The organism is Anaeromicropila herbilytica (assembly GCF_016591975.1).
GTDB classification, from domain to species: Bacteria; Bacillota; Clostridia; order Lachnospirales; family Lachnospiraceae; genus Anaeromicropila; species Anaeromicropila herbilytica.
The window spans coordinates 1059910-1081413 of the sequence record NZ_AP024169.1; the positions used below are offsets into that span (position 1 = coordinate 1059910).

The 21504-nt window shown below is 31.4% G+C and carries 18 protein-coding genes; 9 read left to right on the forward strand and 9 right to left on the reverse strand.

What is annotated here, in order from left to right:
* Positions 1 to 228: 228 nt before the first annotated feature.
* The 3 genes from bsdtb5_RS04570 to bsdtb5_RS04580 all read left to right on the forward strand — a co-directional run bounded on the left by bsdtb5_RS04570 (position 229) and on the right by bsdtb5_RS04580 (position 2412).
* Positions 229 to 873 carry a hypothetical protein gene (locus tag bsdtb5_RS04570; RefSeq protein ID WP_271714877.1) on the forward strand — a complete coding sequence of 215 codons (645 nt, stop codon included), beginning with the start codon at positions 229 to 231 and terminating at the stop codon, positions 871 to 873.
* Between the two features lie 239 nt (positions 874 to 1112).
* Positions 1113 to 1361, forward strand: coding sequence for an RDAC family protein (locus bsdtb5_RS04575; protein WP_271714878.1), 249 nt, complete (start codon positions 1113 to 1115; stop codon positions 1359 to 1361).
* A 34-nt stretch (positions 1362 to 1395) separates the two neighbouring features.
* On the forward strand, positions 1396 to 2412 hold the full coding sequence (locus bsdtb5_RS04580) for a glycosyltransferase (RefSeq protein ID WP_271714879.1): 1017 nt from the start codon (positions 1396 to 1398) through the stop codon (positions 2410 to 2412).
* 160 nt (positions 2413 to 2572) lie between these two features.
* Here the strand turns inward: bsdtb5_RS04580 and bsdtb5_RS04585 are convergent, their stop codons facing one another.
* Complete coding sequence (locus tag bsdtb5_RS04585; protein WP_271714880.1) at positions 2573 to 3514, reverse strand: FeoB small GTPase domain-containing protein; 942 nt, start codon at positions 3512 to 3514, stop codon at positions 2573 to 2575.
* Between the two features lie 131 nt (positions 3515 to 3645).
* Positions 3646 to 4356 (reverse strand): lysophospholipid acyltransferase family protein, encoded by a 711-nt coding sequence (locus bsdtb5_RS04590; RefSeq protein ID WP_271714881.1) that lies wholly within the window; start codon positions 4354 to 4356, stop codon positions 3646 to 3648.
* Between the two features lie 365 nt (positions 4357 to 4721).
* Here bsdtb5_RS04590 and bsdtb5_RS04595 point away from each other — a divergent pair, with 365 nt between their 5' ends.
* Positions 4722 to 5942 (forward strand): ROK family transcriptional regulator, encoded by a 1221-nt coding sequence (locus tag bsdtb5_RS04595; RefSeq protein ID WP_271714882.1) that lies wholly within the window; start codon positions 4722 to 4724, stop codon positions 5940 to 5942.
* Between the two features lie 221 nt (positions 5943 to 6163).
* The gene (locus tag bsdtb5_RS04600; RefSeq protein WP_271714883.1) at positions 6164 to 7306 is read left to right on the forward strand and encodes a DEAD/DEAH box helicase; all 1143 of its coding nucleotides are present in this window, start codon (positions 6164 to 6166) and stop codon (positions 7304 to 7306) included.
* Positions 7307 to 7510: 204 nt separating this feature from the next.
* Here bsdtb5_RS04600 and rpoD read toward each other — a convergent pair whose 3' ends face one another.
* Positions 7511 to 8620, reverse strand: a complete 1110-nt coding sequence (rpoD, locus tag bsdtb5_RS04605) for an RNA polymerase sigma factor RpoD (RefSeq protein WP_271714884.1) — start codon at positions 8618 to 8620, stop codon at positions 7511 to 7513.
* 412 nt (positions 8621 to 9032) lie between these two features.
* A complete protein-coding gene (locus tag bsdtb5_RS04610) occupies positions 9033 to 10484 on the reverse strand; it encodes a glycoside hydrolase family 26 protein (protein WP_271714885.1) in 1452 nt (483 codons plus the stop codon).
* 407 nt (positions 10485 to 10891) lie between these two features.
* On the opposite strand from bsdtb5_RS04610, the gene bsdtb5_RS04615 reads away from it, so the two are divergent.
* The gene (locus bsdtb5_RS04615; RefSeq protein ID WP_271714886.1) at positions 10892 to 11689 is read left to right on the forward strand and encodes an Mrp/NBP35 family ATP-binding protein; all 798 of its coding nucleotides are present in this window, start codon (positions 10892 to 10894) and stop codon (positions 11687 to 11689) included.
* A gap of 108 nt (positions 11690 to 11797) precedes the next feature.
* Here bsdtb5_RS04615 and bsdtb5_RS04620 read toward each other — a convergent pair whose 3' ends face one another.
* Positions 11798 to 13081, reverse strand: coding sequence for a DNA polymerase Y family protein (locus tag bsdtb5_RS04620; protein WP_271714887.1), 1284 nt, complete (start codon positions 13079 to 13081; stop codon positions 11798 to 11800).
* 413 nt (positions 13082 to 13494) lie between these two features.
* Here bsdtb5_RS04620 and fba point away from each other — a divergent pair, with 413 nt between their 5' ends.
* From fba to bsdtb5_RS04635, 3 genes are all read left to right on the forward strand, one after another.
* Complete coding sequence (gene fba / locus bsdtb5_RS04625) at positions 13495 to 14358, forward strand: class II fructose-1,6-bisphosphate aldolase (RefSeq protein WP_271714888.1); 864 nt, start codon at positions 13495 to 13497, stop codon at positions 14356 to 14358.
* A 449-nt stretch (positions 14359 to 14807) separates the two neighbouring features.
* Entirely contained in the window at positions 14808 to 15830 is a 1023-nt protein-coding gene (locus bsdtb5_RS04630) for a glycoside hydrolase family 130 protein (RefSeq protein ID WP_271714889.1), read from the forward strand.
* A 265-nt stretch (positions 15831 to 16095) separates the two neighbouring features.
* The gene (locus tag bsdtb5_RS04635; RefSeq protein ID WP_271714890.1) at positions 16096 to 17811 is read left to right on the forward strand and encodes a phospho-sugar mutase; all 1716 of its coding nucleotides are present in this window, start codon (positions 16096 to 16098) and stop codon (positions 17809 to 17811) included.
* Between the two features lie 302 nt (positions 17812 to 18113).
* Here the strand turns inward: bsdtb5_RS04635 and bsdtb5_RS04640 are convergent, their stop codons facing one another.
* From bsdtb5_RS04640 to bsdtb5_RS04655, 4 genes are read right to left on the reverse strand one after another with little or no spacing between them, the layout of a single operon-like run.
* The gene (locus bsdtb5_RS04640; RefSeq protein ID WP_271714891.1) at positions 18114 to 18479 is read right to left on the reverse strand and encodes a VOC family protein; all 366 of its coding nucleotides are present in this window, start codon (positions 18477 to 18479) and stop codon (positions 18114 to 18116) included.
* A gap of 60 nt (positions 18480 to 18539) precedes the next feature.
* Entirely contained in the window at positions 18540 to 19541 is a 1002-nt protein-coding gene (locus bsdtb5_RS04645; RefSeq protein ID WP_271714892.1) for an SPFH domain-containing protein, read from the reverse strand.
* A gap of 41 nt (positions 19542 to 19582) precedes the next feature.
* Positions 19583 to 20389, reverse strand: a complete 807-nt coding sequence (locus tag bsdtb5_RS04650; protein ID WP_271714893.1) for a TPM domain-containing protein — start codon at positions 20387 to 20389, stop codon at positions 19583 to 19585.
* Complete coding sequence (locus bsdtb5_RS04655) at positions 20389 to 21372, reverse strand: hypothetical protein (protein WP_271714894.1); 984 nt, start codon at positions 21370 to 21372, stop codon at positions 20389 to 20391. The genes bsdtb5_RS04650 and bsdtb5_RS04655 overlap by 1 nt, the downstream gene beginning before the upstream one ends.
* Between the last annotated feature and the right edge of the window lie 132 nt (positions 21373 to 21504).

A 21504-nucleotide genomic window follows, 5' to 3' on the forward strand; every position in this document is an offset into this window, starting at 1 on the left:
CATTAGATCTAGGAAAAAGATGTCGAATCAACGATGAAAATTACATATTTAACCAAAAAACATGTTGTCTGTCCGAAAAACATGTTGTCTGTCAGGAATTGCCCCTTTTTTATGTGAAATGTGCTATAACTAGATTAATAGAAAGTGACTAATAAGATTGAAAAGAAATAGTTGCAATTAGGAAATCGTAAAGGTAAGCCCAAAAAAGTCATATAGGAGAGGATAGCAATGAAAAATTATTATGATAGCGTAACCATGATTGAAAATACTACATATATGATAACAGCAAAAAAAGAAGAAAATGAGATTGGAGTTTTTCATGTATTAATGGAAAGAGCATTTCTACAAGAAGGAAAGAATATTTATTGGGATGGAAATAAAGCAGCTGTTATCATGGAAGAAAAGAAAGATGATTCCGTTTTGAGCGAACAGTTTATGAATTGCAATATTAAGTTACTTAACTTTTTTGAGGAATGGTCAGTTATGTTCGTTGATAGTAATGGATTAGAATTCTCGAAAGATCGACTAATTTCAAGAACCAAAGAAGATTATTTTGCAAGTGATGATAAACATTATTTTAGAATTCGTCAAATAGATTATCAGAATACGATATTGAATTATACTGAAGATTCACACTTTCAAGATGTTACGAAGAATGTACAAAATGATAAGTTGGCAAAAAGATTTATCGATTACAAAGTATTTCGTGGAATAAAGAGCTATAAGAAAAATCAATATGCTGGATTTGTAGCCATTGTTGATGGATATTCTGGAAATGCTTATGAATTAAGCTATTTTTCAAAAGGGGATATGTTTGATATATGTAAAAGTGCATTTGCATTTATTAATGGTTTTTGTGATTCATTTTTCTAGATCACGCTTATATTATCTATGAGAATTAGAACATTAGTCATGATAGGTATTTTTAAATAGTATACTATATTGGAATATTCATTCGAAGGAGTGCAGATAGTAATATCTGTACTTTTTTTGTAATTAAAATAGCCTTTCTGTTTAAAATTTATTTGATTATTTGAATTGCATATTCTAAAATAGATATAAGTGGTGGCGAGAGCTTGTAAACAAAATAATTAGAATGAAGGTGGAATACTATGACTATTATATCAATTACTATGATTATTGAGATTAATCGTATACTAAGTGAGAATCAGATCTCATTAAAGGTTCATTTAAGAGATGCTTGTGGAAAGCAATCCATGTGGATAGAAGATTTGAGTGATGATAAGAAGGCAGTGATTGATGAGAATTCTTATGAACTTATCAATCAATACTTTGAACAACAACATATCAAATTAGAGTATAGTAATGATAAACTAACTTTTTGGGTAGCTAAAAGTTAGATAACAAATTGTTCACACTTAGAGAGGAAAATTAATGATTACAATAAGTGCATGTTTAATTGTAAAAAATGAAGAAGCATTATTAGGTCGATGCTTAGAGTGTATAAAAGATATAGTCGATGAGATTGTAATTGTGGATACAGGTTCCAAAGACCGAACCAAAGAGATCGCTGCTCAGTATACTAATAAAATATATGATTTTGAATGGGTAGATGATTTTTCAGTAGCTAGAAATTATGCATTTTCAAAAACCAGTATGGACTATATATACACTGCAGATGCAGATGAAATAATAGATGAAGAAAATCAGAAGAAATTTTTTGACATAAAGCAGAATATGATAGAAGATATTGAAATAGTTCAGATGAAATATACCAATCAACTTCATTTCGGAACTACCTATAATTACGATACGGAATATCGACCAAAATTATTTAAAAGAATCCGAAACTTTACCTGGATTGATCCTATCCATGAAACAATTCAAATAGAACCAATTATCTATGATAGTGAGATTGAGATTATACACATGCCAATTGAAAGTCATGCTGAACGTGATTTTTATTCATTTCATCGTATTCTAAGAAAAAAATCTATTTTGTCTGGACGTTTGCATACCATGTATGCAAAAGAATTATATATTTCAGGAGAGGATAAGGATTTTCTAGAAGCTTACGAATACTTTAAGAGATCACTAATGGATGAGACGAAGACAATGGATGAGCTAAAGCAAGCACAGTGCGTGGTTGCTCGTTGCACAAGATTATTAGGGGACCATCATGAATTCTTTAAAGCTTGCTTAAAGAACATAGCCAATAAAGCTAGTTCAGAGATGAGTTATGAAATAGGAGAATATTATTATCAACAAGAAGATTATCTAGAAGCAATTCTATGGTATTATAATGCTGTTCATGAGGCTGAAAGTGAAATGAATATACATTATCAAGGAGATTATTCTCTAAGAAGATTATCCGAGTGTTATCGTAGAATAGGTAATATAGAAGAAGCAGATGCTTATGAAAAGCTAGCTAAGGAATGGAAAGTGTCATAATTATGTGTTTATAATGATTTGCCCAAACAGATCATTTGTCGGGCGAATCTTATAGTGTTAGTGCGTTAAAAAGTAATAGAATAAAAATGGACATATCACTGAATCATTTAACAGTTGATATGTCCATTATAATTTATAAGGATGTTAGTACATTATAAATCTATCGATTCCGAAAGAAACGTCGAAAGAAGGGCTCTTTTTTCTTAATAGACAAAGATGAGACATTTACTGTATTTTCAAATATTTTTTGACTACGTTTTAGATGGCTAAACAAAATGTCATCAATCCAATGTTCTTTTGGAAATTCATGTTCAAGTTCTTTTTGAATATCATCAAGACGTATTTTTAACTCAGTATTTTCTTGCAACATCTTATCAAAGGAGTGATTATCTAAAGATAAAAAGCTCATATTGTTCTTTAAAAGTTCTAGAAAAAGCCAACGTATCTTCATATTTTTAAATGAAAATACATGTAGCAAAGTCTCTAATTGTAACATTGCGTTTTCATAAGGTAAAGGGTAGCCCGTATGAATAGGATTAAATACAATAGGATTATGAATAAATTGATGTAAATTTGTGATAAAAGATTCAATTGAAGCTTTATTTCCTAATGTGATTTCAAGAACAGGCAAACCTATATTTTTTGATAATAGTTCAATATTGATTGAGGGCTTACTCTTATAAAAAAATTTATGTTCAGTTAAACAAACAACAATATTATCAGTAATCTCTAATATTTGAAATAAGAACTGTAGATTTTCTTCAAGTGTGTAATAATCGCAGATAAATAAAACAACATCAGGGCTTGATAAACATATAAAGTCACGAATGCAAGAAGCATTAGAATGCACAGAATCATTCCCTAATAATGAATTAGCATTTGGAAGATCGTAAAATATGTATGTGTCCTTCTGATAGTGTAAACTACCATAACAAAAAGTGGACCCATATTGTTTTATCTTTATTCTTTCTTTTGTTAGAGCATGAAAAAGATTATTTTTCCCTACATTTTGGGAGCCGACTATTGCAATCTTTTTCTCTATTTCTTTATGAATAATGGGTGGTAAAACTTCTTCAAAAATATTTTGAATCGGTGGTTCCATTTACTTCCTCCTTGCATCTCTTCTATGAGAGGTTCTTACTAATTAAATATCGTAATAATAATATTATCAATATAGCTATCTCCATGAATATTAATATGCAAGCAGTCTTAAAGTGTTTCCTATTTTATTTCCTATCTTTCATTTTTTTCAATTGTGCTTTTTATCTCTGATTGTACATAATTTGCAATTTCTTTTGAAGTCATATTTTGATAATCTTCATAATAAAGAGGCTTAAGATAATGAATCTGTACTGTTACTTTTTTAATTGAGTTGGTGTCAAATGCTTTATAGGAGTCAAGTAAAGCAACTGGTACAATTGGACATTTGGCATTAATTGCACTTTTAAAACTTCCACCTTTGAATTCAAGTATTTTATTCTTTTCTCTAGTTCTTGTTCCTTCTGCAAAGATGATATAGTTACGACCTTCTTTCACTTCCTCGGTCATTTTCATAATCACTTTCATTGATTGTCTAATATCTTCACGGTCAATAATCTGAGCCTGCAATAGAATTATAATTCGTTTGAGAAAAAAGTTTTTATTAAGTTCTTTTTTTAATACAATTGAAAAGGGACGTTCGTGTGTTTCAAAAAAAGCAAGCGAATCAAAGAGTCCTTGATGATTTGGAAACATGATATATCCATTTTCTTTTGGAAGATTATCGGTACCATGGCATTCTATTTTAACATTACCAGCTTTATTCGCCTTTGTAGTAACGTGTCTTAAAAATGCATATCTTGTAATTTCATTGTACTTAGTTACGTTTTGGTATTTGATTATTTTATAGAACCAATATGGAACAAATACGATTAAGCGAAGTATCATTAATAAAATTCTTTTCATATAATTACCTTTCTAGCTATAGAATTTAAAGAGATAAATATTAAATTAATGTTAGTTACTAAATAAATTATAAAAATTAGCTTTATCATTTTCTTTTCATACTTATTATATACCAAAATAGGTAATAAAAAAACACATATGTAATGATGAATTATAAGATTAATGACATTCCTTATAATCACTATAAAACCCTTATTTAATTGATAATATTACCAAAAAAAGGTAGTTTATCTGTTGAAATTGCCTAAAAATGTAAAAAGTATTGACTGGATGTTGGACAAGGTATATAATAAAATAAACTGTAAATATAAGGATATCATTCTATCGTTATTGGTTAATTTAAGAAAATGGTGAGGTAAAAACACATGGGTAATATGACGGTAAAAGGTAAGAATTTAAAGTACTTAAGAGAAACAAATACGAATGAGATATTAAAGATTTTAGCAACGACTGGAGAAGCATCAAGAATTGATTTATCAAAATTAATTGGTCTTTCTAAGATGACAATAACCAATATTGTAACAATGTTAATGGTTCATGGATATGTTAAGGAAACTCGAATTAAAGTGCACCAAGATAATTCAATAACAGGTCCCAAACCAATGCTTCTATCAATTGTTAATAATAAGATATTAGCTATTGGAGTACATATTACAAGTGATGTTATTTCATTTAGTTTGTCCGATATTAAAAAGGGTATTCTATCTTCTGATAAAATAGTAGTCAATAAAGAAGATGATAAAAAGGTTATTGAGCAAAAGATATTATCGGGTATTAAAAATATTATAGATAAAAATTGGCAATATAAGAGTAATATTATAGGAATCGGTGTTGCATCAGAGGGATTAGTGGATAGCAATGTTGGTGTTATTACTAGAATTCCTGATTTACCTAATATATCAAATTTTTCTATAAAAAATATTTTAGAAAATGCTTTCTCTTATCCTGTTTACGTTAATAATGATATGCAAGGAGCAATACTAGCAGAGCAACTATACGGACATGGAAGAGAGCTTAAAGATTTTATTTATTTGGGTTTTGGTAAAGGTATTGGAACAGCAATTGTTGCAGATGGTAGAATTATGACAGGAAGCCGTGGATTTGCGACAGAAGCAGGACATATGTCTATTGATTATAATGGAAAACAATGTAGATGTGGTAACAGAGGTTGTTTAGAATTGTATTCAAGTATCCCAGTGTTACTAGAAAAATCACAATCAACTTCTATGGAAGAAATGATTGATAAATATTTAAATGGTGATAAACTCACCAATATGGTCTTAATGGAATGTATGAATTTCTTGGATATCGCTATAACTAATCTTGTGAATATCTTTGACCCAGAATGTATCATTTTTGGTCATGAAGGCGCTCTCTTCCCTCAATCTTATATTAGTTTATTAGAAGATCGAATAAATCAACATGTAATTAGAAGAAGTAATAAAAAAACAGAAGTAAAGTTATCGACATTTAAAACGGAATCTGCATTAAGGGGTGCTTCCGCTATCGTATTTTTTGAATTGTTCCATGGTAATATTGGACTAGAATTTCACGACGAATCCTACAAAGAAGTTATTACTTTATAAATCTTTATGGATTAGTTGTAATGGATAAGGTATAATATTAAGAAGATATCGTTTCTAGGTAGGACTATAGAATATAGATACAGTACTATAGGAATATAAATATAGATTTTAAATATTGATATATAAAATATTAGTATCTTATATTAAGATATTAAATATAAAAATATCAAATATAAGATATAGAAACATAGTCGGAATAATAAGCGAAGAGGAACATTACAATGAATTTTAGTCAATTAGATTTAAATGAAAAAATAATTAAAGCATTAGAAGTTGAGAAAATCACCAATCCTACGAAAGTTCAAGAAGATGTCATTCAGAAAATTCTATCAAATCAAGATTTAATTGTTCAATCAAAGACAGGTTCAGGAAAGACGTTAGCCTATCTATTACCATTTTTTCAAAAATATCAAGAAATGCAGAAAATCAATTGTGCAATTATTTTAGTACCAACACATGAATTAGCTATGCAAGTTTTTAGACAAGCAGAGGCTATTGCGAAGAATTCGAATCTTCCAGTGAAATCTGCGGTAGTCATGGGAAATGTTAATATTGATCGACAAATTCTTAAATTAAAAGAAAAACCTCAGATTATTATTGGAACAGCGGGAAGAATACACGAACTTATCAAATTAAAGAAAATTGCTGCACATACTGTTAAGAGTATTGTTGTTGATGAAGCAGACAAGTTATTTGATAAGAATAATATAGAATCCGTAAAAGCAGTAATTAAATGTACAATGAGAGATAGACAATTATTATTATTTTCAGCAAGTATGACGAAGCCTACAATTGAAATAGCTAAAACAATTATGAAAGAGCCAGAAGTTATAATATCTGAAAAAGAAGATTCTATCCCAAAGAACATTAGTCATATTTATGTAATAGTTGAGAAACGAGATAAGATAGAGACTTTAAGAAAATTAGCGAGAATATTAAAACCGAAAAAAGCTATGGTTTTTATTAATCGTGTAAATGATATTGAAGAGGCGAATCAGAAGTTACAATACCATAAATTTAAGTCAGATTGTATTCATGGTGCAAATATCAAGACAGATAGAAAGAAAATTATTGAGAATTTTCGCAATGGTACAATACAATACTTAATTGCTACAGATATAGCTGCTAGAGGACTTCATTTTGAAGGTGTTGATGTAGTATTTCACGTAAGTATACCAGAAGAGCCTATGGATTATCTTCATAGAGCAGGTAGAACTGGACGTAATGATAGCAAAGGATTAAGTGTTTTGATTGTGACGAAGGAAGAACTAGAATTCGTGAAAAGATATCAGAAACAATATGGAATTAATATAGTAGCAAAGGCTATGTATCAGGGAAAATTGGTTAGAGGAAACAGCAAATAAACTCTAATTAAAAGATGTTTACGTAGTAGAAGGTTTATCATCATTATTTTTGGAAATGAGAGAATAAAAAATATGATATAATAAATAGGAGAAGAGTTGATTCTAAATTATTAGAGTCAACTCTCCTTCTTTATTTATGTGTAAATTAGCAATAGAATTTAATCTAAGTTATGAATAGTATCTAATTAAAAGTAAGATTAAGAATTATAATCCTTCATATCCTTTTAACATACGTGCACGACTTGGATGTCTTAATTTTCTTAATGCTTTTGCTTCAATTTGTCTAATTCTCTCACGAGTTACATTGAATTCTTTACCAACTTCTTCAAGAGTTCTAGTACGACCATCTTTTAAACCAAAACGAAGAATAAGAACTCGTTGTTCTCTTTCTGTTAATGTATCAAGGAGTTTTGCTATTTGATCCTGTAGAACTGAATATGCAGCTGCATCTTCTGGACCAACAATGGAATCATCTTTAATGAAATCACCAAGATGACTATCATCTTCTTCACCAATTGGAATATCAAGTGAGATTGGATCCGCAGAAACTTTGAGAATCTCTCTAACTTTTTCAATTGGTAGATTCATAGCATCGGATAATTCTTGTTCTGTAGGTTCTCTTCCTAATTCTTGAAGTAAGCTTCTTGATACACGGTAAGTTTTATTAATAACTTCTGACATATGAACTGGTATACGAATGGTTCTTGATTGATCAGCAATAGATCTAGTGATTGCTTGACGAATCCACCAAGTTGCATATGTACTAAATTTATATCCTTTTGTATAATCGAACTTATCAACTGCTTTAATTAGACCAAGATTACCTTCTTGAATTAAATCAAGAAAAGATAGTCCTCTACCTACATAACGTTTTGCAATACTTACAACAAGACGTAAATTAGACTCTGCTAATGTTTTTTTAGCAGTTTCATCACCCTGTTCTATTTTTTTTGATAATTCAATTTCTTCAGCAATCGATAGAAGAGGATAACTTCCTATTTCTTTTAGATATAATTTTACAGGGTCATCTGACATTGCTCCAGAAGTTTGGAAATCAATTAAACTAGTATCTTCTTCACTTTCTAATTCAAGAAGAATATCATCATCAGGCTCATCTTCATCATCAGTTAAATTCAATACTACAATATTATGAGCTTCTAAATATTCATATATTTTGTCAATTTGAGTTACTTCAAGATTTAATTCTTTAAAAAAGTCATTTACTTTTTCAATTTCAATTACACCTTTATTCTTGTGTGCAAATGCAACGAGATCTTTTAGTCGTTCCTCAAAATTATTAATTGCTTCGTTCATAGATATTCCTCCATAAGGCTTGTTCTATTTAGGTCAGTTTCGACAAAATAGGAACTATTCACAACTACTTAAGTTCAGGGAGTGTTCCCAAGTTTATTAAAAAACTGTAATTAGTTTCTAAGGGGGCAAAAATGTCACCAAATAACATTGTATCATAGATAGATGAAGAAAGCTATAGTATTTTATCAATATATATCATTTTGTGCAAATACAATAAAAATTATGAAATAATAATTATAAAATGTTACTAAGCGGGCCATGGGATAATTTATCCAGGATGTAATTATGAGATTATAGAAAGTTATATTATGGGTGATATATTAAAAAGAAGAGAAATGATTTGAATGTCAAAAAGCCATGTGGTAAAACACATGGCTTTTTAGAAATATTATATTTATATTACTTTTAGGATTTATAATTCGATTGGTTCAAAGCGTAAACGAACATTAGGAAGTTTAGGAATTACAGTGTAATAATTTTCTGTCCAATCTTCGCCTTGTGAAGGATCATTTTCACCAGATGCAGGTGGAGCAAAAATCTTTAATGTCATATCACATGCACCATCAAGTGGTTTTTCAAAGAATGCAGACATCATATCGATTGTTGTAACGCCAGGTGCTTTGTAGAACCAAGTATCATTGATTTCCATCATTAAGTTAAGTTCTTTTAATTCGTCATCAAAGTTTACTTCACAGAATACTGGAGATTTTTCAAAATGTAAAGGAATCATTAAGCCAGTAGCATCTTCGGAACCACCCCAACGAAGTGTTGCAGGAAGACTTAATTCACTTCCTTGATCCATTGATGGTTTGAAGTAATCATCGTGAATAATTTCTTTGTATGTTTTTAATGCTGGTTGTTCAATACCTACATCCGCATTATTAGGATCTTCGATTTCAAGGCCAAGACGACCACGATCTCTAAATTGATAGAAAGTAAAACCGCTAAACCAATCTGCTGGTTCGTTCTTTAACATATCACAGAACTCTTTAATCATGGAAGCTTGATCATATGGTCCTGTTACATCACCATCAGAGTTGAATTCAGACATAACCATTGGTTTAGTAACTCCATTGTTTAGGAAGCTAAAACGTTCAAAACTTCTTTTTGTCATGTCATAAGTATTTTTCACGGTATCGCGTTTATGAGAAGTACCACCTTTTTCAGCTATATCATATGGCCAACCCCAGTGTAACGACATATATTTATCAACAGACCAAATATCAGTAGCTTTAACAGCTTCTGAAAATTCAGCTTCTTTCAATATTTCTTCTTCATTAAGATCTTCAATTCCACCGATACATAGTATTGTCTTTACATTAGGAGCTTCTTTTTTAATAATATTATGAAAACGAACATAGAAGTCAGCAACTTCTTGATAAGAACATCTTCTATTGAAGGAGAACCAATCACCTGTAGCTTCATGGTTAATTCTTAGTTGTACTCTACCAAAGGTTCTTAAATCATGGGCAATAGCGATTAAGTGTTCATCTGTTACATGTGGGTCTACTGTTAGTGTAAGTAAAACATCTTGACCATGCCTTCTAACATCACGCATGTAAGTAAATGGTTCGTCATCTCTATTTCCATTTAATCCGCCTTTATATGTGAAATAATCATCATATGGATAATCCCATGCAAAGCTTACATCTGGGCTTGCATGAACAACACTAGCTCTTCCTGGCCAACCTTTATCAAGTGGATAATAACAATACATTAAATTAATAGCTCTATGTGGTCTTCCGAGTTTATGTAGGATATAGTCTTGGTTAACATATTCTCCACGTTCACTACCATCTCCAAGATCAACAGCACATTTAGCTGGTCCCATATGTGCTTCAAATGCTTTTAAAGCTTCACTCATTCTAACATCCTCCTAATACATATTGCGAATAGTTATTCGAAATTCAAGTCTTAACTAGTATGAAATAGCTAAATTTCAAATACATATCAATTGTTAAGTTTTGTATAGTTTTATAACAAAACTATATCTGAAATTAATGTATCACAGGTTACCTAGAATAACAATGTAGTATATTGTCCAAATAATGTATTAAAAATGCTAATAATAGAAAAAATACTGGAAAGGTATGGATAACACATTCGTTGACAAGCTTGAAGATAAAGGATTATACTGATTTATAGGTTGAGTGATAAAATGATTTTATTCTTTTACATCTCATCTTTAAGTTACAGAAGATTAAATAGGATGATAAATGATAATCTTAAGAAAGATAATCTAAATAAATTACAAAATAAGGAGAATGTAATATGAGCGTTGATGAAGTACAGAAAAATATAAAAAATAATTTTAGTATACCACCACATAAAACAAGCAATATTAAAAAAGTAATCGGTGTAGTTAGCGGTAAAGGGGGAGTAGGTAAATCGTTAATAACTTCGTATTTAGCAGTTTTGATGAATCGAAAGGGATATAAAACAGCAGTATTAGATGCTGATATAACGGGACCATCTATTCCTAAAGTATTTGGAGTACATGAAAAAGCAATGGCTAATTCAGATGGAATTATTCCAAAGCTTAGTAAAAATCGAACTAAGATTATGTCGTTAAATCTATTGTTAGATTCAGAGGATACACCAGTAATTTGGAGGGGACCTGTTATTGCCTCTACAGTAAAACAATTTTGGTCCGATGTGCTTTGGGAAGATGTAGATTATATGTTTGTGGATATGCCACCAGGAACAGGTGATGTACCATTAACAGTATTTCAATCATTACCTGTCGATGGTGTTATTATTGTAACATCACCTCAAGAGTTAGTGTCAATGATTGTATCCAAAGCAGTAAATATGGCAAATACAATGAATGTACCTATTCTTGGAATTGTAGAGAATTATAGCTATATTACTTGTGGCAATTGTCATGAGAAAATATCCGTATTTGGTGAAAGTCATACGGATGAAATTGCTGAAAAATTTGGACTAAAAGTACTAGGAAAGATACCAATTGATCCATCTATTGCAAGTGCTTGCGATAAAGAAGCCATTGAAGAATTACAAGGAGATTGGTTAGAGCTGGCCGAAGAAGTCTTATGCAACTTACAATAGTATTTTACTCATAAAGGTAATCTAATAAAAATCTCAAAGTACAGATAACGATATAGCTACTTTGAGATTTTTATTTGTATATCAGTATCCCAACAAGCAACAATATGGTTAAAATTTATGTGCAAAATTATCAAGGATCATACCGTCCGCTGTTGGCTTTTTCTTTTCGGGTGAGATTCCACCACTCATATGGTTGATATTACCATCTAAGAAACTTGCACGCATAATGGAATTATCACCGTACTTGAGGCGAATATTGTCTACCGTTTGATCAAGCTTTGCAAGTTTCTCGTATTTGTTCATATCAAATAAATTTAATTGGCGAATTGCGGTATCTGTTACTAAACTAGTTCTCACACCAAGTTGCCTAATAGGTGTAACGCCATCCCAAAGTTCCTTGAATAACCCACAAGAGGTTTTAAATATTTCATTCGTTATATTAGTAGTTGATAATAATTTACGTTGATGCGAATAATAATTGAAATTACAATCTTTTAACTCTACGCTTACTAACTGAATCTGAACGTTGTGAGAACGTAATCTAGTCGATACAGTTTCACATAGTGATAGTAGTACAAGTCTTGCATTTTCGTAGTTCGTAATATCATAGGGAATGGTAATGGAGTTACCATATCCTTTATTAACCGGCGCAGTTGAAGCAATTGGTGTTGCATCAATACCGTTGGCATAACTATGGATTACTTCACCATGTTTTTTTAAGTGTGATTTTAAAATAGATAAGTCAGTTTGAGCTAAATCACCAATAGTTAGGATACCCAAGGATAAGAGTTTCTTTTCGGTTGCCCTTCCGACAAAGAATAAGTCACGGATAGGTAATGGCCACATTTTACTTGGGATTTCTTCTGGAAATAGGGTGTGGACTAAGTTTGGTTTTTTGAAATCAGATGCCATCTTAGCTAATAACCGATTCGTGGAAATACCAATATTAACGGTGAATCCAAGTTCAGAATAAATACGTTCGCGAATCTCATTAGCAAGCTTAATTGGATTCTTATGCAAATAAGAGGTACCAGTTAGATCTAAAAATGCTTCATCGATGGAATACTGCTCTATAATTGGAGCATATTGGTTCAAAATATATAGTAATTTTTTGGAGCATTGATCATAGAGGTCATAATGAGGTGGCACTACAGTTAGATTTGAACATTTTGTTAATGCTTCAGAAAGCGTCATGCCAGTTTGGATACCATATTTCTTTGCAGGAGTAGATTTAGCAAGGATAATACCATGGCGCTTCTTAATATCACCTCCGACAGCAGAAGGAATATCTCTAAGATCAGATATTTCTCCTAGGATATGAATGCGATATGCAGCCTCCCAACTTAAGAACGCAGAATTAACATCAACATGAAAGATTAATTTATCATACATAGAATTACTCCAATTAAAATATTGAATCAACATGAAATAATAAACAAGTAAATAATTAACTTGATATGATTAAATACTTGAGTAAGTATATTTATTATAACAGAACATACGTTCTTAGTAAATAGAATTTTATTAATTCTTCCTTAAATTCTAGAAAATATATAATTTTATAATTACCTAAAATAGGATATTTATTTTAAAAGAAAAGAAATTTTAAATTAATGTTCCATTTTTGCTTAATATAGGTTATAATGCAAATATAAAAAAGTACAACATGTATTTTTTTATTGCAAAATTACACAAAATAATATTATATTTCATTTTCAAGGTTCATAAGAACATTTGGTATGAAGAAAAGTTATTCATTAGATAGCTTTATAATAATATAATAGAGAATTTAAGGAGGATTTAAAATGTTAGTATCAGCAAAAGATATGCTTAACAAAGCAAAAGCAGGTAAATATGCAGTAGGACAATTTAATATCAACAACTTAGAATGGACAAAAGCTGTATTATTAACTGCACAAGAAAATAATTCACCAGTAATTTTAGGAGTATCTGAAGGTGCTGGAAAATATATGGGTGGATACAAAACAATCGTTGGAATGGTTAACGGTTTAATGGAAGAACTTAAGATCACAGTTCCAGTTGCATTACATTTAGATCACGGTAGCTTTGAAGGTGCTCATAAATGTATCGAAGCTGGATTTTCTTCAGTTATGTTCGATGGTTCTCATTACCCAATCGCAGAAAACATTGAAAAAACTAAATCATTAGTAGAAACTTGTGGAAAATTAGGTCTTTCACTTGAAGCAGAAGTTGGTTCAATCGGTGGAGAAGAAGATGGTGTAGTTGGTGCTGGAGAATGTGCAGATCCAGATGAATGTAAAGCAATCGCTGATCTTGGTGTTACTATGTTAGCAGCAGGTATTGGTAACATTCATGGTAAATACCCAGCTAACTGGGCTGGTTTAAGTTTTGATACTTTAGCAGCTGTTAGTGAAAAAACTGGTGATATGCCATTAGTTCTTCATGGTGGTACTGGTATTCCAGAAGATATGATTAAAAAAGCAATCTCTCTTGGAGTTGCTAAAATCAATGTTAACACTGAATGTCAATTATCATTTGCAGAAGCTACTCGTAAATATATCGAATCTGGTAAAGATCTTGAAGGAAAAGGTTTTGACCCACGTAAATTATTAGCTCCAGGATTTGAAGCTATAAAAGCTACTGTTAAAGAAAAAATGGAATTATTCGGTTCAGTTAACCAAGCATAATTGAATTATATATAGTAAATAATAGATATACTTAATAGAAGGTTCTTAGGAACCTTCTATTTTTTTTATATGTAATATGTTTTTATCAAAAGTAATAGGTGAATCAATTGTTTTGAAAAGAATGCTTAAGAAGAGAAAAAAGAAATGCACCATAAATGCACCATTAAATACGATATAATAGAGCAAAAATGCAAAAAAATAATTGACTTATTCAATGCATTCATATATAATATAAGTATAAATTGCACGTTGAAATGCTTGATGGACGCCTGAAATATGTAATTTCATCAAAAATTCAATCCGCAACGTTTTTGAATTCTATTAATTGCATTTTGCAATATAGACACAAAAAGTAAAGGAATGCAATCGAAAAAACAACGAAACATTGTCAAGAATTTTAATGCATTGAAGCATTGTAAAAACAAGTAACATTAAAAAGGAGAAAACATATGAGTAATGTAAAGATTTTTGCAGATGAACTACCTAATATTCCATGGCAAGAAAAGCCAGAGGGTGCAATTGGACCAGTTTGGAGACATAGTGAGAATCCAATTATTAATCGCAATCCTTTAAAGGGAGTAGCACGTATTTTTAATAGTGCAGTAGTTCCTTATAAAGGAGAATTTATTGGTGTATTTAGAGCTGAGACAGTAAATGGTGTTCCACATTTATATTTAGGATATAGTAAGGATGGAATTAATTGGACATATGAAGAAGAAAAGATCCAATTTGTAAATGAAGCTGGTGAACCATTTATGCCAAGATATGCATATGATCCACGTTTAATAAAAGTTGAAGATACATATTATATTATTTGGTGTACTGATTTCTATGGTGCAGCTCTTGGTTTAGCAAAGACGACTGATTTTAAAACATTTGTAAGACTAGATAATCCTTTTATTCCATTCAATAGAAATGGAGTATTATTCCCAAGAAAACTTAATGGTAATTTCGCATTATTGTCACGACCAAGTGATAGTGGTCATACTCCATTTGGTGATATATTTATTAGTGAAAGTCCAGATTTAGTATATTGGGGAAAACACAGACATGTAATGACAAAAGGTCATAGTCAATGGTGGCAATCACTTAAGATCGGTGGGGGCGCAGCTCCTATTGAAACAAGTGAAGGATGGTTATTGTTCTACCACGGTGTAACTGGTACATGTAATGGATATGTATATAGTATGGGTGCAGCTATCTTAGACATTGAGAATCCATCAATCGTAAAATATCGCTCTGAGAACTTTATTCTTACTCCAGAAGAGTGGTATGAGGAAAGAGGTTTCGTAGCAAATGTAGTATTCCCTTGTGCGGCATTAACAGATGCAAAAACAGGTCGTATTGCTATTTATTATGGAGCAGCAGATAGTTATGTTGGTATGGCGTTTACTACGGTTGATGAGATTGTAGAATATGTAAAAGAACATCATGTAGATAATGCGGATGATGCTACTATAGGAATAATATAGAATAATTAAATGATATTGAATAATACTGGGTGGATGATTTTTATCCACCCAGTTTGTTAATTTGAGGTATTGAAATGTCCTTAATAATTGGTATAAAATATAGATTGTAAAGCAGATAAAATTTGGTAAAATAGATAGTATAATAAAAATGAATTGGTTTTAAATGTTAGAATGAAATAAGATAAAAGTAGATAAGATAAAACAGATAAGATAAAAGCTCATTCTGTTTTATAAGAATATGCTAAAGGAAAGGATTAAAAGAAAAATGAATTATTTGGAAAAATATAGTCAATGGGTAAATGATAGTTATTTTGATGAAAAAACTAGGGAAGAATTAAAGAATTTAGAAGGCAATGAAAAAGAAATTGAGGATAGATTCTTTAAAGATCTTGAATTTGGTACAGGAGGGCTTAGGGGAGTTCTTGGTGCAGGAACGAATCGAATGAATCTTTATACAGTGCGTAAGGCTACTCAAGGCCTTGCTAATTATATTATGAAACAAGGAGGAGAAAGTAAAGGCGTTGCAATTGCATACGATTCTAGAAGAATGTCGCCAGAATTTGCAATGGATACAGCATTATGCTTGAATGCAAATGGAATAAAAGCTTATGTATTTGAGTCATTAAGACCGACTCCAGAACTTTCTTTTGCACTTAGAGAATTAGGATGTATTGCAGGAATTGTAATTACAGCAAGTCATAACCCTGCTGAATACAATGGATATAAAGTTTATTGGGAAGATGGTGCACAGATTACATATCCTAAGGATGTAGAGATTATTGGTGAAGTTAACGCTATTACAGATTATAAAAAAGTAAAGACAATGGATAAGAATGATGCAATCAAGCAGTCTTTATATCAAGTGATTGGAGAAGAGATTGATGATAAATACATCGCAGAATTAAAAAAATTGGTTGTAAATCCTATATCTGATAAGGGCAGAGAATTAAAAATTGTATATACTCCACTCCATGGAACTGGAAATCTTCCTGTGCGTAGAATCTTAAGAGAATTAGGGTTTGATAAAGTATACGTCGTTCCAGAACAAGAACTTCCAGATTCGGATTTTACAACAGTCGGGTATCCAAATCCAGAAGAACCTAAGGTATTTACATTAGCAATTGAGTTGGCAAAAAAAGTTGATGCAGATATTATTCTAGCAACAGACCCAGATGCAGATAGATTAGGGGTACAAGTAAAGAATATTGATGGAGAATATGAATTGTTGACAGGTAACATGTCAGGTGCGTTAATCGCTGAATATGTATTCTCTCAGAAGAATGAACAAGGAAAGCTTTCTAATAAAGCAGCATTAGTTAAAACTATTGTTACGGGAAATATTGGAGATCAAATTGCAAAGAATTATAATGCTAGGTTGATTGAAGTATTAACAGGATTTAAATATATTGGGGAACAAATTAAACTATTTGAACAAACAAACTCAAATGATTTTATTTTTGGATATGAAGAAAGTTATGGTTGCTTAGTTGGAACACATGCTAGAGATAAAGATGCTGTAGTAGCTGTAATGACATTATGTGAAGCAGCAGCTTTCTATAAGGAAAAAGGAATTACTCTTTATGAGCAAATGCAAAAAATATTTAATAAGTATGGATACTTTAGAGAAGATTTGGTATCGGTTACTTTAAAGGGTGTTGAAGGAATGCAAAAAATCAAAGAAATTATGAATGGATACCGTACAAATCCCCCTATGACAGCAGGAGATTATAAAGTGTTAAAAGTTCGCGATTATAAATTAGATACCATTACTGATCTGGGGACGAAGAAAACGACAACCACAGGGCTTCCTACATCAGATGTGCTATATTTTGAACTAAATTCAGATGCTTGGTGTGCAGTTCGTCCATCTGGTACAGAACCAAAGATTAAGTTCTATTTTGGAGTAAAGGGTGATACGATGAAAGATGCGAAGATTAAATTAGACCATTTAGTTCATGATGAAGTGTTTCAAGTTAAATAAATGATTGGAATATAAAACTATATGGTATGTTGAAAATATTATATGGATATTTAATATGAAAATATAATACGTTAGGTATTAAGGTTAAGATATAAGATTACAAATAAAATAAGACATCTTAAGTGGACTTAAGATATCTTAGGACGGATTGTAAATGGAAATTTAGGTCTTTATAAAAAATGCAACCTAATTGTAAAGTATCGCAATTGAGTTGCATTTTTTATAATTTATAATTATATAGATATGCCTTCTTAGATCATATTGTAGCTTTTGACCTACAAACATAATAAATAAAATAAAGTTTATTTAGCAGGTACAATCTCAATCCAATAGCCATCTGGATCTGTTATGAAATAGATACCCATTGCTTCGTTCTCATAACAAATTACGCCCATGTCTTTATGTTTTTGATGTGTTGCTTCAAAGTCATCTGTTGTGAAAGCTAAATGGTATTCGAGTTCCCCTAAGTTATAAGGTTCTGTTCTTTCTGTTAAATAGGTTAATTCTAAAGTGAACTCACTAACACTATCACCTAGATATACAAGTTTAAAACTTCCGTCGCCGGCAAGCTTTTCGCGAACAGGTATCAGGCCTAGTGCTTTATCATAGAATTCTATACTTTTTTCTAAATCAAGAACATTAAAGTTGAAGTGGTTAAATTTGATCATAATGGTCTCCTTTGCAATCACATTGTGTTGCATACTATTATAACGTATAATTACTGTTTTTTATACTAATTTTTGACCGCAGTTTGGACAGAAATTAGCATTTGTAGTTTTTTGACCACAATTTGGACAGAAGTTAGGTTTGGTTTGATTGGCAGATGTATTATTTGCTGCTGTGTTAGGTTGTGGAGTGGAAGCAGTTCCTACGTTGCTGTTATTATAATTATTCATATTCTGCATCATTTGATTTGCCATATTCATGCCCATCATCATTCCAGCCATGTCAGAAGCGGCACCACCTCCACTAATGTTGCCAGAAGCTATGCCATCGGTCATAGATACTTGTTGGTAACGTCCGATATCTCCAACCATGCTATGAGAAGCAGTTTTATTGATCATATTTTGAACTTCTTCTGGATAAGTGAAGCTCATGATATTGAAACCGGTGATGGTCATACCAATATTAATTATCTGCATATCAAGGTCTGTTTGAATACCCTTTGAGATATCGAATGCGTTCGCTTGTAGATTGAACATATCTTTTCCTTCTTTGCTAATCCACTTCATTAATAATTGGTCTAGAATTGCCGTGATTCTTAGTTTGACATCTTCAACAAGGTAACTTTGCTTTACACCTGCAATATTATCGATTAATGCTACATAGTCATTTACTTTGAAGTTAAATGTTCCGTTAGAACGTATTGGCATTCCACCTGGAAGTGATGGGGTAGGAATATTAATTGCATTTTTGGTTCCCCACTTAACAGTAAATTCTTTTGTGTTAACAAAAAGAACTTCTGCACGCATTCCACTGTTAAAACCGAACTTAAAACCTTTTAGTGTTGATAAAAAAGGTATGATTTGAGATTCAATATCGTAGTCGCCTTCGTCCGTGAATATTCCTTCAATCTTTCCATTGCATAGAAAAATAGCATCTTGGCCTGGACGTATAATTAATTTACTTCCTTTTTTTATTTCTTCGTTGTTCCATTTATAGAAGATCATATCTTCTCTGAACTCTTCCCATTCTACAACGTTTGCAAATTGATTCTTAAATAATCCCATATGTTTTCCTTCCTCTCGTTGATGTATGTAGTGTGAATAACCTAGAAACTGCTACCCCCACCACTGTGTGAGCTACCGCCAGGAGAAGTCCCAGAGGAGTCCCCGCCATTATCGTTATTCTTTGGTTTCTCTGTTCTTGTTATTGTGGTTCTTATGTAGTCGTCTCTTTGGTCTAATATTTTGGAATGATTCTGATCAAGATAAGTACCGGAATTTACTGTAACTTTACCGCCAGAGTTAAATATCATAATGCTGACAGCAATAGTACCTATTCCTAAGGACACTAGTAGTTGAAACCAAAGCTGGTTATAAATATGTTGGTATTTCATTCCTACATAGTCGTCAACCATATTAATATATTGTTTCATCGCATCATAATATTTTCCGTTAGATAGTAATGGTTTTACTTTGCTAATAATATGATCAATTCTTTCACCATCTAAATAATATTGTGTGGAGTTAGGATTATCTCCATAACCTTGTATTTGAAAGCCTCTATTACTTTCATCCATAGTGATTAATAAAAGTGCACAGTTGCCGTCATAAGCGCTGGCTTTTTTTATATTTTGATCGTAAAACTTTTCTAAGTATAATTTTGTTGTTTGATTACCGATGGAATCTTCTGTGATAATTATTATGTCAGTATTATTGGAATCGCCATAAGTGTCACACATTTTTTCTAAGTCTTGTCGCTCTTCATCAGTGAGCAAGGAAGCATTATCATATACCTTTTGCAACGTACTAGCTGCAATTGATTTAGAATGATTTGGCCACAAGATTAAGAATGAACATAACATAATGAAAAGTATAATATATTTTCTGCTGCCAGATTGACGTAATATCTTCATTAGAATTCACCTCCTACCAAAAATAAAATAATATTAATGATAAGAAATGATATAGTGCTTATTCCTAAAAACCATGTGAATATTTTAGCTTTACTTAGTGGAGGATTCCCAACAATTTTACCTGTTTGCCCATTCATAGCAAAAATATGATCGGATTTGTGGTAATCATAACATACCATCCATATAGGAAACAAGCTATAGTAAGAGGATACTTCTTTCGTATCAATATCCTCGTTAATGATGGAGGTTGTAGAATATCCTTCGATTGTAGAACGAAGAAAAGAGTCAGCATATTGGTCAACTCTTTCTTTAACTCGTGGGAATAATTCTTTATCATCCATATTATATTTTTCTGCAATATATCCAGCCAAATAAGGAGTTTTAAAATCTTTTAGCTCCTCATAATTAAAAGGTTCTAATTTATCCATGAGAGTATTATTCATTTTCTCCGAAGCATCAACTGGAACTTTTAGATAAGTTAGATCAACATCACGAAAAACATTATAGTGCTTAGTTTCGGTTACGATATAATCACCTTCGTCGTACGTATTGACTATCGTACATGAAGCTTCTGCCATAGCTCTTGATTTCAAGTCGTATAACCAAAACGGAACATATATACCGGTAATATTTTTGATACGGTCTGCGCTCATGAAACCTTTTGGAGTGAGTAAGCCTTTTTTGCACCACTTTTTAAAAGCAATCTGAGCTTCTTCTTTACTAATTTTGAAGGGAATAACTTTAGCGGGGGTTAACTTTCCAGATAAACGCTCCGCTATTACTACAGCAGCGCCGCAAAAGCTACAAGTGGTAGCTGATGTATCAGAATCAGTCATAATGATTGCACCGCAATTTTTACAGTGGTATTCGTTTGTATCTGAAGAACTTTCTATATTGTCATCTTTCTCTTGGTAATTATCAATATTTTCTTGGTGTCCACAACTTTCACAAGTCAGCATGCCAGAATTGCTATCAAAGATCATGTCTGCTCCGCAACTTGGACATTTATAATGAAGAACCATTTATGGAATCGCGACCTTTCTATATATAATGAGTAGTATACACAAGCTTTGCCCTCACAATGAAAATGTGAAGGCAAAATAGTAAATGTGCGT